11 protein-coding genes are annotated in these 14,726 nt (G+C 68.6%); 3 read left to right on the top strand and 8 right to left on the bottom strand.

The features are described from left to right. Positions 1 to 6 precede the first annotated feature (6 nt). From ACZ5BU_RS28310 to ACZ5BU_RS28275, 8 genes are all read right to left on the bottom strand, one after another. The gene (locus ACZ5BU_RS28310) at positions 7 to 1,587 is read right to left on the bottom strand and encodes a GGDEF domain-containing protein (RefSeq protein WP_465703464.1); all 1,581 of its coding nucleotides are present in this window, start codon (positions 1,585 to 1,587) and stop codon (positions 7 to 9) included. 240 nt (positions 1,588 to 1,827) lie between these two features. After that, positions 1,828 to 3,132 carry a cytochrome P450 gene (locus ACZ5BU_RS28305; protein ID WP_465703463.1) on the bottom strand — a complete coding sequence of 435 codons (1,305 nt, stop codon included), beginning with the start codon at positions 3,130 to 3,132 and terminating at the stop codon, positions 1,828 to 1,830. Positions 3,133 to 3,438: 306 nt separating this feature from the next. Beyond that, positions 3,439 to 4,233, bottom strand: a complete 795-nt coding sequence (locus tag ACZ5BU_RS28300) for a DUF2785 domain-containing protein (RefSeq protein ID WP_465703462.1) — start codon at positions 4,231 to 4,233, stop codon at positions 3,439 to 3,441. Between the two features lie 174 nt (positions 4,234 to 4,407). Continuing rightward, entirely contained in the window at positions 4,408 to 5,157 is a 750-nt protein-coding gene (locus ACZ5BU_RS28295; RefSeq protein WP_465703461.1) for a hypothetical protein, read from the bottom strand. 1 nt (position 5,158) lies between these two features. Continuing rightward, complete coding sequence (locus ACZ5BU_RS28290; RefSeq protein ID WP_465703460.1) at positions 5,159 to 6,151, bottom strand: ABC transporter ATP-binding protein; 993 nt, start codon at positions 6,149 to 6,151, stop codon at positions 5,159 to 5,161. 285 nt (positions 6,152 to 6,436) lie between these two features. Beyond that, positions 6,437 to 7,636 (bottom strand): DUF4142 domain-containing protein, encoded by a 1,200-nt coding sequence (locus tag ACZ5BU_RS28285; RefSeq protein WP_465703459.1) that lies wholly within the window; start codon positions 7,634 to 7,636, stop codon positions 6,437 to 6,439. Positions 7,637 to 7,748: 112 nt separating this feature from the next. After that, the gene (locus tag ACZ5BU_RS28280; RefSeq protein ID WP_465703458.1) at positions 7,749 to 10,055 is read right to left on the bottom strand and encodes a sodium-translocating pyrophosphatase; all 2,307 of its coding nucleotides are present in this window, start codon (positions 10,053 to 10,055) and stop codon (positions 7,749 to 7,751) included. Between the two features lie 237 nt (positions 10,056 to 10,292). Further along, positions 10,293 to 10,652: an STAS domain-containing protein gene (locus ACZ5BU_RS28275; protein ID WP_272948965.1), complete on the bottom strand. Its 360-nt coding sequence runs from the start codon at positions 10,650 to 10,652 to the stop codon at positions 10,293 to 10,295. Positions 10,653 to 10,812: 160 nt separating this feature from the next. Between ACZ5BU_RS28275 and ACZ5BU_RS28270 the strand changes: the two genes are divergently transcribed. The 3 genes from ACZ5BU_RS28270 to ACZ5BU_RS28260 all read left to right on the top strand — a co-directional run bounded on the left by ACZ5BU_RS28270 (position 10,813) and on the right by ACZ5BU_RS28260 (position 14,634). Continuing rightward, entirely contained in the window at positions 10,813 to 13,125 is a 2,313-nt protein-coding gene (locus tag ACZ5BU_RS28270; RefSeq protein WP_465703457.1) for a DEAD/DEAH box helicase, read from the top strand. 21 nt (positions 13,126 to 13,146) lie between these two features. Then, positions 13,147 to 13,548, top strand: coding sequence for a hypothetical protein (locus ACZ5BU_RS28265; RefSeq protein ID WP_465703456.1), 402 nt, complete (start codon positions 13,147 to 13,149; stop codon positions 13,546 to 13,548). A 318-nt stretch (positions 13,549 to 13,866) separates the two neighbouring features. Then, positions 13,867 to 14,634: a hypothetical protein gene (locus ACZ5BU_RS28260; RefSeq protein WP_465703455.1), complete on the top strand. Its 768-nt coding sequence runs from the start codon at positions 13,867 to 13,869 to the stop codon at positions 14,632 to 14,634. Positions 14,635 to 14,726: the final 92 nt, after the last annotated feature.

Genomic DNA, 14,726 nt, shown 5'->3' with positions numbered 1-14,726 from the left:
CCCCCCTCACTTCCTGCGTTGCTTGTCCTCGTACAGCCGCCGGTCCGCCTTCGCGATCAGCTGCTCGACCCCGAGCCCTTCGGCCGTCGCCGCGTACCCGAGACTCAGTCCGAGCCGGCCCAGCCACGGTTTGTCCGTGGTCGCCGCGATCGCCTCGACGGCGACCCGGATCCGCTCGGCCAGCTGTGCACCGCCCTTGGCGTCCGGCTGGTCGAGTACCACGAAGAACTCGTCGCCACCCGATCGAATCACGGCATCGGTCGCTCGCGCCTGTTCTACCAGGAGATTTGCGACAACCTGCAGCAATTCGTCACCACAGGCGTGCCCGAACGTGTCGTTGACGACCTTCAGATCGTCGACGTCGATCGCGAGCAGGGTGACCGCACGGCCCGAGTCGCGGGCCGCGGTCAGCCGTTCGTCCATGGCGCGGCGATTTCCCACGCCGGTCAGCGGATCCTGCCGCGCGGCATGCCATTCCGCATCGTGCCGGGCCGGTAGATCGTGAACGGCAAGCGCATGCCGTACGGCGTTCAGCGCGCGCTGGCGCTCCTTCCACCAGCCGCGGGCGACCGAACGCGCGAAGGCCAGTCCGGCGACCGCTCCCGGCGTACCGTCGATCGCGTCGATCTCCGAACGGGTCTGCAGGACCAGGATGTGGGTCGATGGATCGGCCAACGGAAGCAGGTCGTCGGCGGCGCGGTCCGCGGCCTCCTTCGCCTGCTCCGGTTGGCCGTTGGCGCGGTGCGCCCTGGCCAGGTAGGCGCCGGCGAGCGCGAGGCGCTCGGTCTCGCCGAGCTTGCTGATCTCGTCGCGGATCTCGGTCAGGTCGGCGACCGCCTGCGCCGGGTCCTCGCCGGTCGCGGCCGCGGCGAGCCAGAGCCGGGCGCTGAGTTTCCAGAACTCCTGCGACTCGTCGTCGACGATCACCCGCTCGGCCTGGCGGGACCAGTACGCGGCGGACGCGAAGCGTTCCTCGATCTCCCTTGTGTACAAGGGATCGCCGAGGCGCTCGAGTTCGTGCGCCCAGCGGAGATAGGTCTCGGCGAGGTTCAGGCGGTCGATCGCGCGCGATTCGGCCAGCTCGAACACGTCCTCGTCCAGCCGGGTCGCGAGCTCGTAATGCGGAATGCACAGTTCGAAAAGGCGTAGTACGTCGTACGCGTACCCGAGGCCGGTGTGCGCCCACGCGATCAGGCCGGCGTCCTTCGTCCGGTTCAAGGCCGCCTCGGCCGCGACCAGGTCGTTGATGGTGTCGCCGCCGCGGCCGCTGCGGGCGAGGTTGATGATGCGGATCGGGAGCGCGTTCGCCTCCCAGCCGGGTTCGTCGATCGCGCGTGCGACCTCGATACAGGCATCCACCGCGCGGAGCGCCTCATCGGCGTCGCTGGCGTGGTGCGCCGTCACACCCCGCACGTACTCCGCCGCCGCGAGCGTGTAGCTCGGTACGCCGCGCAACTCGGCCCGGATCGCCTCGATCTCGGCCGCCGCACTCGCGTGCCCACCGGACTGGGCCGCGGTCATCGCGGCGGCGATCCGGCCGGTCAGGGCCGCACTCATCCGGCCCGCCGCCACCTCGCCATTGCCCATACCGCCGACGGCCCTTCCTGATCCGACACCCGCCTCTCGGGCCGGACCGCCCATTGTGACCGCCCACCCCACGTCCTGTCACGGCCCGATCCAGCCAGCGACCACCTGGTGCCACAATCACCGCACTGCGCGTCGCAGCGTGAATCGTTCAGCCGACGCGCTTGCCGTGCCGGCGGAGCGCTGTCGTGTTGCGGCTCCCAGGGTCGGGCGATGTCGGCCGACCCCGGGAGGTGTTGTGGATCAGCCCGCGGCCTGTTCGGCGGTGGCGGCGTGGAGGCGGACGGGGAGGGAGTCGACGCCGTACACGATGGAGAAGTCGCGGAAGCGGAGTTGGTCTTCCGTCACGGCGAGGGCAAGGTCCGGGAAGCGGTGCGCAAGCGCGGTGAACGCGGCCCGGAGCTCCATCCGGGCGAGTTCGGCGCCGACGCACCGGTGCATGCCGTGGCCGAACGCGAGGTGCGCGGAGGAGACCGTACGACGGGGGTAGAAGTCCTCGGCGTCCGACCCGAAGACGCCCTTGTCGCGATCCGCACCGGACAGCGACACCGCGACCAGGTCGCCCTTCTTCACCTGCTGCCCGAACAGCTCGTGGTCGTGCCGCGCGAACCGCGGGAACGCCACCTGCACCACGGTCAGGTACCGCAGCAGCTCGTCGACGATCACGTCGACCGCGCCCGGCTCGTTCCGGATCCGCTCGAAGTTCTCCGGGTCGCGCAGCAGCACCAGCGTGCCGAGCGCGAGCATGCTGGCCGACGTCTCGTACCCGCCCAGGAACACCCCGTCCGCGAGCCCACCCAGCTCGACGTCGTCGATGTCGTCGCCCTTGTCGCGGATGATCGACCCGATCAGCCCGTCGCCTGGGTTCGCGCGCTGCTTGCGGACGATCTCGAACAGGAACTCACGCGACTCCGACGCCGACCCGAACAGCCCGATCCCACCACCGGACATGTCGAACCGGGCCGGACCGAGCGCGCGGAACCGGTCGCGGTCCTGCTCCTCGACCCCGAGCAGGTCCGCGATCAGCAGGAACGGCACGTTGAACGCGAAGTCCGACACGATGTCGGCGACCGGGCCCTTGGCCTCCATCTGGTCCAGCTGGTCGTTGACGATCCTCTCGATCGCCGGCTCCAGCCGGGCCAGCTTGCGCTTGGTGAACTCCGGCGTCAGCAGCTTCCGCAGCCGGGTGTGGTCCGGCGGGTCGGTGAACCCGAGGCCGCCGATCCCCTCGGACGGCTTGTTCGGGTCGGAGCCGACCAGCGGACGGATGTCGTGGCTGTAGTCCTCCTCGTTGGAGAGCACGTACTTGGCCTCGGCATGCCCGCTCACCACCCAGACGTTCAGCCCGAACAGGTGGGCCAGCTTGTGCACCGGCTCGGTCTCACGGACGGCTCCGAGTTCCGGCACCGGGTCCAGCCCGTGCCGGCGCAGCGGCATCGAGACCGAGCTGGGGAACATCCGCATCTTCGACAGGTCGAGACCACCCTTGCGGGTACTCCTGTTGAGGATCCGGCTGCCGACCCAACGCTTCAGGTATGTCGCAACCATGACTTCTACGCGCCCTCTCTCGACTGCGCCCCCGAACGGCTCTTGTGACTAAAGCTAACGTCGGCAGGGACCAGATCTGATGGTGTTGGCACTACTCGGGTAGTGGCGTTGGCACCACCATGGGAGGGGGCCACGGCATGCCAGCAGAGAACCTTGTCATGGACCGAGTCTCCTCTGCCACCTGACACCACCTGTACTCCGCCCTGGACCGCGACATGCCGTTCCTCGGGGAGGATTCAGGGGAATCCCAGACGAAAGTCGGATGCGTCCTACTCCCCAAGGTAGTTGCCTCCGACGACATCAAGATCAGAGATAGTACGGGGTGACGATCCGGAACACGTCGGCGAGCCTTGTCTTGACCTGTTCGCGTTCGGGGATCCGTGTGAGTTTCTTCGCATCGCCGACCCGGAGTCCGTGCTCCGCGAGGACGTACACGACCCGCAGCGTCCGGATCGTGTTGGTCACCTCGGGCGTGATCCCTTCGGCCGGCGGGTTCGACAGCGCCCGGATCGCCGGGTCGAGCCAGCCGGTGGCGTCGGCAGCGCTCAGGTCGGTACGAGTCAGCGTCGCGGCGAGCGCGTAGCCGAGCCGGTCGTCCTCCATGTCGCGCAGCACGTACGGCGTGGGCGTCAGCAACCGCCCGATCCCGAGCCGGAGCATCTGTACCGGCTCCACCGCCGGATGCAGGCCGAGCGTGCCCAGCAGGTCCGCCCCGTGCGCGACCGCGTGCAGCCAGCCGAGCTTGTCGTCGTACCCGCGCAGGTCGCCCTCGGCGACGTACCAGCGCTCGAACGGCGGCACCCACCCCGGCTCGAACACTCCGGCCGTGACGATCGCGTCCAGGATCAGCGGCGCGAACGTCCGCGCCTGCACCTCGGCGTCCCCGAACCGCGGCACCATCGCGTCCCCGAGCGCCCGCAGCTCGTCCGCGGACAGCACCCCACGGGTGATCCAGGTCGCCAACGTCGAGTACGCCTGCCGGTCCCGCACCACCGGATCCGGCGACCGCAACATCTCGGCCAGCTCGGCCATCAACTCCGCCGGCGGCCGTCCTTCCGGTACGGCGAACCCCGTTTCGCGCACCTGCTCCCAGTCCGTCATGCGCCGCAGGGTAAACGCCTACCGCATCCCATGGCTACCTGAACCGGCAACAGAACGGCCCGTGGAGTTCCGGTGAGTACCGGAGCTCCACGGGCCGGTGCGGCCGGGACCCCTCAGCCCGGCCGGGCCACGCCCCGGTCAGGGCCCCTCAACTCCGACCGGGGTTGTCTTCGGTCAGGCGTCGCGCTTGCTCGCGGAGAACAGCGCGATCGCCATCAGCAGCACCGCCCAGCCGGCGAAGTACAGCAGCGCCCACCACGGGCCGAGCGCGTACTGGGAGTCGCCCTGCGGACCGTTGACGCCGAAGTCCTGCCCCTGGTTCAGGAACGAGGCGGCGTTCTGGAACGGCGACCAGCGGGACATGTCGTCGCCGACCTTCGGGATCAGGTTGAACAGGTTCTCCACCAGCAGCGGCCAGAGGATCAGGATCGCGATCGCGCCGGCGCTCTGCCGGATCAGGATGCCGATCGCCACCGCGATCACCGCCGACAGCGCGAACACCAGGCCCTGACCGGCTAGCAGCCGCCATTCGGCCGCGGTGTCGATCGACAGGTCCGCGCCGTGGGAGAAGAGGTTGCCGATCCCCCAGGCGCCGAACGAGGCGATCAGCCCGACGAGCGCGGACAGCGCCGCGACCACAGCGGTCTTGCCGAGCAGCAGCGACGTCCGCTGCGGAACGGCCTGGAAGCTCGTCCGGATGGTGCCGAACCGGTACTCGGTGGTGACCGCGAGCGCCGCCATCACCATCATCACCATCTGGCTGAGCTGGGCGCCGCCCTGGGTCAGCCCGATGGTCACCGTGCCCTTGGTGAAGCCAGTGGCCAGCGCGGCCAGGCCGAGCGTCAGTACCGCGGCGACCACCATGCACCACCACGGCGAACGGGTCGAGAAGAGCTTGATCCGCTCGACAGTGATCACCGACATGTCAGTTGTCCTCCTTCGGACCTGCGGCCAACTCGGCCGCGTTCGGCCCATCCAGGTGCGTCACCGCGGCGACGTCCTCCTGTGCGTGGTACTCGACCGAGTCTCCGGTCATCTGCATGAACGCCTGCTCCAGCGAGCCGCGCTGCAGGGTCAGTTCGTGCAGTACGACGCCGTGCTCCGCGGCGAACTCGCCGACCTGGTCGGTGCTGATGTCGCCCTCGACGAACAGCACCTTGCCCTCGTTCTCGACGTCCTCGATCCGGGTCACGTACTGCTGCTGGCTCAGGACGGTGGCGAACTGGTCGAGCTGCGGCGTCCGGACCTTGACCGTGGTGCCGCTGGCGCGGTCGACGAACTCCTGGGTGCTGCTCTGCGCGATCAGCTTGCCGCGACCGATGACCACCAGCTCTTCGGCGGTCAGTGCCATCTCCGACAACAGGTGGCTGGACACCAGCACGGTCCGGCCCTCGTCGGCCAGCCGGTGCATGAAGTTCCGGATCCAGACGATGCCCTCGGGGTCGAGACCGTTGACCGGCTCGTCGAAGAGCAGGATCTCGGGGTCACCGAGCAGGGCGCCGGCGATGCCGAGCCGCTGGGACATACCGAGCGAGTAGTTGCCGGCCCGCTTGCCGGCCACGTCGCTCAGGCCGACCAGGGCCAGCACCTCGTCGACGCGGCTCTTCGGCAGCTTGTTGGACGCCGCCATCCAGGCCAGGTGCGAACGGGCCGAGCGGTTCGGGTGCACCCACTTGGCGTCCAGCAGGGCGCCGACCTTGGTCAGCGGCCGGTGCAGGTCGCGGTACAGCTGGCCGTCGATCGTGACCGAGCCGCCCGTCGGGGTGTCCAGGCCGAGGATCATCCGCATGGTGGTGGACTTGCCGGCCCCGTTCGGGCCGAGGAAGCCGGTGACCTTACCGGGTTTGACCTCGAAAGACAGGTTGTCAACGGCAACTGTTTCGCCGTATCGCTTGGTGAGGCCTTTTGCCTCGATCATCGCCGTACTCCTCGTCGGTGGCGTTGAAGTGTTCCCGGCCGTCCGGGTCGTGTCGTGATGAGATCAGTATCGAGGTCCACCGGGTGCAGAGCATCGGACCCCGGGCGGATCCGGTGTGTCCACCCGTGGGTTGATTCTGCCGTCCGGACGACGGCGGCTGCCATCGGTTGAACCCCTGACCACAACCCCGACGATCCCCGAATCCACCGCGCGATCGCATCAGTCGAAAGTCGACGGGACGGGGTACTTCCGGCTATCAACCCGGAAGTTACTGCCAAAAGCTCGTCAGTCCACCGGTACGCCGTACAGCACCAGGTTGTCGCTGTAGCGCCTGGTCTTGTGGTCGAACGGGCCCGTACACGTCACCAGCGCCAGCCGGGGCTTCACCGCGCCGTGGAACAGGTCCGCGGGCAGCGCGCTCTGCTTGTACGTCCGACGCGCCACGATCTTGTACCAGTGCACGTCGCCGTCCCCCGCCGTCACCGCGACCTTCTCCCCGATCGGTACGCCGGACAGCGGCGCGAACACCCCGAGCCCGCGGGTGGTGTCCACATGCCCCGCGAGCAGTACTGTGCCGCCCTCCGCGCCCGGAGCAGCCCCCGCAGCCCACCACCCCACATCGGCCGACGCCGGTACCTGCAACTGGCCGTCGGCGCTGGTCGCCACCGGCCGTACCGTCGCCTCGAGGTAGCCGGGCAACTTCACCTTCACGGGAGGTACGGCGGCCTCCCGGTCCGCGACCGCCGTTCCCGAATCCGGGACCTCGCCCGCGTTGTGGACCCGGCCGCCGAACATCATCACGAGCCCGCCCGCGATCGCCGCGATCCCGATCAGCCGGCGCTTCATCGAGATCGACTTGCCGACCAGTAGCAGGATCAGCCCGATCCCCAGCAGGATCAGCGCCGCCCGGGTCTGCGCCTTGGACTTGGCGGCCTGCTGCCCGCCGTCACCGGTGGCGACGACCGGAGTGCCGGCTCCAGTACGGCACGGACCCGCGACCATCCGCAGATCCATCTCGATCACCGGCTTGGCCCCGTCCGCGACCGATTCCACGGCCGGCGAGGCGTTCTTCGGCAGATCGCCCTGAACGAGCGCCAAGTACTGCTGGTGGGTCTGCCGTTGCAGTGCGAGCCAGGCCGCGTCGTACCCGCGCTTCTTGCCCTTCGCCGCGAGGGCGTCGAGCTGCTTGCGCTGCGCCAGCGACGGAACCGTGACCAGCACGATCCCGAACCGGGTCGCGATGTCGAGCTCCTGCGCCGCGAGCTTGCGGTGGTCCCGCTCGATCTGCGCGGCGGCCTTGCGGACACACGAAGTGTGCGCCTGGGTGGTCGCGGCGTGCGCGGCCTCGATGATCGTCAGGTTGAGCTGATGCGCGGCATACAGGTACGCGGAATCCGGCTGCGGCGTCGCCGCACTCGCCGGCTGCATCGTCGCCAGCACACCGACCAGGACGAGAAGTAGCAAGGTCCCTAGTCGTCGAGGCACCTGTACCTCCCCGCAATTGCGTCGTACGACGACAGTAAACGGCGGGCGCGCCCCGGGTCCATGCGAAACGGCCCGCCGGTCGGAACCGGCGGGCCGTTGCTGGAGGTACAACTCAGGCGGCTGCCTTGGCCTCCGCCGGGGTGTCGGCGATGACCGACTCACGGCGCTTGGAGACCCAGACCGCGGCGATCAGGATGACCAGCGCGACCACCGCGATGACGATCCGCAGCGCGGTGTTGGGGTTGTCGCCGATCGCGGACATCCCGACGACGGCCGGGGCGATCAGCACCGAGACCAGGTTCATCACCTTGATCAGCGGGTTGATGGCCGGACCGGCGGTGTCCTTGAACGGGTCACCGACGGTGTCACCGATGACGGTGGCCTCGTGGGCAGGCGAACCCTTACCGCCGTGGTTGCCGTCCTCGACCAGCTTCTTGGCGTTGTCCCAGGCACCACCGGAGTTCGCCAGGAAGACCGCCATCAGCGTGCCGGCACCGATCGCACCGGCCAGATAACCGGCCAGCGCCGCCGCACCCAGACCGAAGCCGACGGCGATCGGCGCGGTCAGCGCCAGCAGACCCGGGGTCGCCAGCTCCCGCAGCGAATCACGGGTGCAGATGTCGACGACCTTGCCGTACTCCGGCTTGCCGGTGCCTTCCATGATCCCGGGGATGTCGCGGAACTGGCGACGGACCTCGTAGACGACCGCACCGGCGGCGCGGCCGACCGCGTTGATGGCCAGGCCGGAGAACATGAACACGACCGCGGCACCGAGGATGATGCCGACCAGCGTGCCCGGGTTGAAGACCAGCGCGTCGGCCTCGAACTTGGCGTAGTTGGCGGCCAGCGAGGTCCGGATCGCGTCGGTGTAGGAGCCGAACAACGCGGTCGCGGCCAGTACGGCGGTCGCGATCGCGATGCCCTTGGTGATCGCCTTGGTGGTGTTGCCGACGGCGTCCAGCTCGGTGAGGATCTGGGCCGCCTCGCCGTCCACGTCACCGGACATCTCGGCGATGCCCTGCGCGTTGTCGGAGACCGGACCGAAGGTGTCCATCGCGACGATGACGCCGACGGTGGTGAGCAGACCACAACCGGCCAGCGCGATCGCGAACAGCGCGACGATGCCGGAGCCGCCGACCAGGAAGGCGCCGTACACGGCCGCCGCGATCACCACGGCGGTGTAGACGGCGGACTCGAAGCCGACCGAGATACCGGACAGGATGACGGTCGCCGCACCGGTCAGCGAGGTCTTGCCGACGTCCTTGACCGGCTTGTCCTCGGTGCCGGTGAAGTAACCGGTCAGCGCCAGGATGATGGCCGCCAGCACGATGCCGATGATCACCGAGACGGTCGCGATCAGCCGCGGGTCGCCGTCGGAGTTCGCGATCGGGGTCCCGGCCGCGCCGGTCAGGTCCTTGAAGCTGCTCGGCAGGTAGACGAACGCCGCCACCGCACAGAGCACGCCGGAGACGATCGCGGAGATGTAGAACGCGCGGTTGATCGTGCGCAGACCGTTCTCGCCGGTCCGCGGGCGGGTCAGGAAGACACCGATGACCGCGGTGACGGCGCCGATGGCCGGCACGATCAGCGGGAAGATCAGGCCCTGCTCGCCAAACGCGGCCTTGCCCAGGATCAGCGAGGCCACCAGCATCACGGCGTACGACTCGAACAGGTCGGCCGCCATACCGGCGCAGTCACCGACGTTGTCACCGACGTTGTCGGCGATCGTCGCCGCGTTCCGCGGGTCGTCCTCGGGAATGTTCTGCTCGACCTTGCCGACCAGGTCCGCGCCGACGTCGGCGGCCTTGGTGAAGATACCGCCGCCGACCCGCATGAACATCGCGAGCATCGCGGCGCCGAAGCCGAAGCCTTCGAGCACGGTCGGAGCGTCACCCTTGAAGAGCAGAACCACCAGCGCGGCACCGAACAGGCCGAAGCCGACGGTCGCCATACCCACGGTGCCGCCGGTACGGAACGCGACCCGCATCGCCGGGTCGCGGCCCTCGTCCCGGGCGGCCGCGGCAACCCGGACGTTGGCGCGCGTCGCGAGCCACATGCCCAGGTAGCCGATCAGGGCGGAGAAGCCCGCACCGACGAGGAAGAAGACAGATCGGAAGATCTTCAGCGTGGTCTCGTTGCCGCCGTCGGTGTGCGCCGGCAGCAGGAACAGCAACAGGAACGCGACAACGGCGAAGATCGACAGCGTCCGGAACTGCCGGTTCAGGTAGGCGGATGCGCCTTCCTGGACCGCGGCGGCGATCGTCTTCATGTTCTCGGTGCCATCGTTCGCGGCAAGCACCTGGCCCCGGAAGACCATCGCAATGGCGACCGCGAGGATCGCGATCACTCCGACGACGATCACCAGTGTGGTGTTGCTCGACGAAAGATCCACCGCTTGTGCAGCAAGCAGCGCGGACATCCGTCCTCCTTGTAGGCAACCCATGTAGGTCTGACGGCCCCCGTCTGCCGCAACCGAAGGGTTGGGGAAATACGACACAGCGCCAGGGGACTGGCGCGGTGGGTTACTCTAACGGGTTCCCGACCAGACCTGACGACAGGGTGGTCTACGCCATACCGGACCGAAACGGCAAGACCCGTGCCGCAACCCGGGCGGAACGGTCACCCAAAGTAGTACCGGAGTTACGTTTTCGCTTGCTCAGATAGCGGATGCGACATCCGGGTGGATGTCGAACACCTTGGTCAGGCCGGTGATCCGGAAGATCTTCAGCAGCCGTTCCTGGGTACAGACCAGGGACAGGGATCCGTCGTGGGTACGCACCCGTTTCAGTCCGCCGACGAGAACGCCGAGACCGGTGGAGTCCAGGAACTCCACGCGTTCCAGGTCGATCACGAGGTCGTAGACCCCTTCGTCGACGAGCGCGGCGATCTTCTCCCTGAGCTTCGGTGCGGTGTAGACGTCGATCTCCCCCGCGACCTCGATGACGGTCCGCCCGCCCTCGGCGCGCGCGGTCAGCGACAGATCCACTTCGGCCTCCGATCCCGTGAACTGCTGCATTCAACCATGTACGGACCGTGAGTAAGACCCGTTGCCGAAAACTCTTTCATCTCGGCCGAGCGAAGTCGATTCCCGTCCGGAAATAGCGCGTGCATCGGAACGTGCATTCTCAGCCGGCGCTCAGCCGCCGGCTGTCCGTCCCGGCGACTAGGCTCCCCGTATGCGTGCAGGTGGTGAGGCGGCGGCGGTTCTGAAGAGCCTGGCCGCCGGTCGCGACGACCGGTTGACGCACGTCGAGTCCGTCCCGCCCCGGCTCGGGCAGACCTGCGACTGGCCACGCTGGGTCCCGCACGAGGTCCTCGACCAGTTGAAGGACGCCGGCATCAAGGCCCCCTGGACTCACCAGGTCGCGACGGCAGAGGCCGCGTACAGCGGGAAGCACGTGGTCGTCGCGACCGGTACGGCGTCCGGCAAGTCGCTGGGGTACCTGCTGCCCGCGTTCGCCACGTTGAGCATCGCGCAGGCCGCTTCACCGCACCGCCGGACAGCCTCGGTGCTCTACCTGTCGCCGACGAAGGCCCTGGCGCACGACCAGCTCCGCGCGGTCTCGTCGTACACCGTGCCGGGGCTGCGTGCGACGACGCTGGACGGCGACTCGGAGCTGACCGAGCGGGACTGGGCGCGCGACTACGCGACGTACGTGCTGAGCAATCCGGACATGCTGCACCGATCGGTCCTGCCGAACCATCAGCGCTGGGCGCGCTTCCTGGGCTGCCTGCAGTACGTAGTGGTCGACGAGTGCCACCACTACCGCGGCGTGTTCGGCGCTCACGTCGCCGGCGTACTGAGGCGGCTCCGACGGGTCTGTGCGCAGTACGGCGCTCATCCGATCTTCGTCTGCGCGTCCGCGACTGTCGCCGAGCCTGCACTGTCGGGAGAACGTCTGACAGGCCTGCCGATGGAGGAGGTCGTCGCAGACGGCTCTCCGCGCGGTGGGATCGCCTTCGGCCTGTGGGAGCCGCCGCTGACCTCCATGCGCGGCGAGAACGGCGCTCCGGTACGCCGTTCCGCAACGGCCGAGGTGGCGGACCTGTTGAGCGACCTGGTCGTCTCAGGTGTCCGTACGGTCGCCTTCGTACGGTCGCGACGTGGCGCCGAGTCAGTCGCGATGACAGCCCGGGAGAACCTGGCCGAGGTCGACCCCACGCTGACGGACCAGGTGTCGGCCTACCGGGCCGGATACCTTCCTGAGGAGCGCAGACGGCTCGAGGGGATGCTCCAGAGCGGTGAGCTCACCGGAGTGGCCGCGACGAACGCTCTCGAGCTGGGCATCGACATCGCCGGGCTCGACGCCGTACTGCTCTCTGGCTGGCCCGGCACGCGCGCATCGCTCTGGCAGCAGGCAGGACGGGCCGGTCGGACCGGCGGGGATGCCGTGGCGTTGCTGATCGCGCGTGACGACCCGCTGGACACCTACCTGGTACGGCACCCCGCGGCGATCTTCGGACGGCCTGTCGAGGCGACCGTGTTCAACCCGGAGAACCCGTACGTCCTGGGTCCCCAGCTGTGTGCCGCGGCGCAGGAGCTCCCGCTGACCGCCGACGACTACGAGATCTTCGGCGCCACCACGGAGTCCGTCATCGCCCAACTGGTCCGGCAGGGGCTGTTGCGGGAGCGACCGCACGGGTGGTTCTGGACGCGCCGGGAGCGGGCCGTCGACGCGATCGACATCCGCTCCGCCGGCGGGAAGACCGTTCAGATCGTGGAGGACCGCACCGGGCGCCTGCTCGGTACGGTCGACGGCGGCTCGGCGCACTCCTCGGTCCACGAGGGCGCGGTCTACGTGCACGCCGGCGAGTCGTACCTGGTGCGCTCGCTGGACCTCGAGGAGCACGCCGCGGTCGTCGAGCAGGCCTCGCCGGACTACACGACGTTCGCCCGGGACGTCACCGAGATCGGCATCCTCGCGACCGAGGAGACGTGCACCTGGGGTACGGCCGAGCTGTCCCGCGGCTGGGTCCAGGTGACGAGCCAGGTGATCTCGTACCAGCGCAAGCTGATCGCGACCGGCGACGTACTCGACGAGCAGCCGCTGGACCTGCCGGAGCGGACGCTGCGGACCAAGGCGGTCTGGTGGACGATCCCCGACGGCGTCGTCGAGTCGCTCGGGCTGGCCGACGTACCGGGCGCCGCGCACGCGGCCGAGCACGCGTCGATCGGACTGCTCCCGCTGTTCGCCACCTGCGACCGCTGGGACATCGGCGGCGTCTCCACCGCCCGGCACGCAGATACCGGCCGGCTCACGGTCTTCGTGTACGACGGGCACCCGGGCGGCGCCGGCTTCGCCGAACACGGGTACTCCGCGGCGCGCGAGTGGTTGACCGCGACACGCGAGGCGATTGCACACTGTGAATGCACGGATGGATGCCCTTCGTGCGTACAGTCGCCCAAGTGTGGGAACCAGAACAACCCACTCGACAAGAGCGGCGCCGTGGCGCTGCTCACCGCATTACTGGGCAGTGAGCCGGTGTAGCCGGCGGAGAGGCGGGTCGTCATGGCCGTTCTCGGAATCGTTCTGATCGCACTGGCGGTGCTGTTCGGGCTCGGCGTCTCGGTGTCGTCGACCGTGTCCACCAAGCTCGAGGTGTTCGGCGTCGACTTCGGCGTCTCGGTGCCGACCGTGTACTTCCTCGGCCTGATCACCGGCGCCGCGTTGATCGCCGGGCTCTGGCTGCTGAAGAAGGGCCTCGCGCGGAACCTGCGCCGCCGCAAGGAGATGCGCGAACTCCGCAACCAGGCGGCTGTCACGTCAGGTAACACCGTCGGCGGCGAGATCGCGGAGAGTGATTCCACCGCCGACGCGGCCGACACCACGCCCGAGGCGCCCTCGGACGAGCGTCTGGCGAACGAGCAGGAGCTCGCGCCGGACCCCAGGGACACCAAACAACCGCACTGACAACTCTGTTGCCTACGGCATCTTCCAACACAGTGGACTACTGGAATTCCAGCGGATTGCCGTAACATCTCGAACAGCTCACAGCCCCGGAACAGCAACCTCCCAGCCGGATATCGATGCCTTGCGCAACGATATCCGGCTGGCAGTTTGTTGCCATTGGCATCAAGTTTTGCGGGATCGGGATAACCCCGATCGCCAGACCTGTGCATTACTTGTTGTGGCGTCAACGTCGCGCTGAGTCACTGCCGGCGTTTCCGGCTCTCGCACGGGGTCCCGACGACCTGACGCCGAGTGATAGCACGACCTCTGGAGGTTGTCTTGATCATCCGAAAGCTGTTCAGCCGCACCGGCGTGGTGGTGCTCGCGGTCAGCGTCGCCATCGCCACGGCCGTCCCGGCCCAGGCCGCGAACCCCGAACCCAGCGGTTCGAAGGCTCCCGGCGTGACGGTGGGCGTGGCCCAACAGATCGCCACCCGTTCCGACACCCGCTACTGCCTGACGTTCGTCGCGGCCGACAAGGTCCCGATGGCGGTCATGATGGCCTGCGCTCCGGGCAAGGAGGGCAAGACCCAGGAGTGGATCTACACCGAGTCCGGACAGTTGCAGGTCGCGATGAGCAAGAGCGTCGGTGGCGCCCTTGCGAAGACGGGAGCCTGCCTGGACAGCGGCGCGGACCTGGCCAAGGTGCCGGCCGCAGCGCCACTGCTGGTCCTGCCCTGCCGTAGCGGCGACGGGCAGAAGTGGTCCTACGACGAGAGCTCCGGCACGTTCGTGAACGCTGCCAGTGGTCTCGCCCTGACGTCGCTGCTTGGCAAGGGGAAGGCCAAGCAGGCGCAACCGACGGGCAGCATGAGCGTCGCCAGTACTCCGATCGAGGCCTGGAGCGGACTCCCGGTCCCGAGCCTGGACATCCTCGGCGCCGTACTGGCCCTGGTGAACGCACTGCTGGCATCGCTGGGCCTGGCCCTGCCGCTGCCGATCGCCGGCGCGGCCGCCAGCCTGTTGTCGCTGCTCCGGCCACAGCTGCCGATCCCGGCGCAGATGACGACACTGCCGAAGCAGATGATGCAGCTGGCGCAGAGCTGAGGTAGGACAGGCCCCCGAGCCAACGAGAGGACGGCCGGCCCCGACATCGTCGGGGCCGGCCGTTTCTTCTCCTGTCTCGGGGGGCGGCGCTC

The organism is Kribbella sp. NPDC031520 (assembly GCF_055580825.1).
This window is presented reverse-complemented; position numbering and strand designations above follow the sequence as displayed.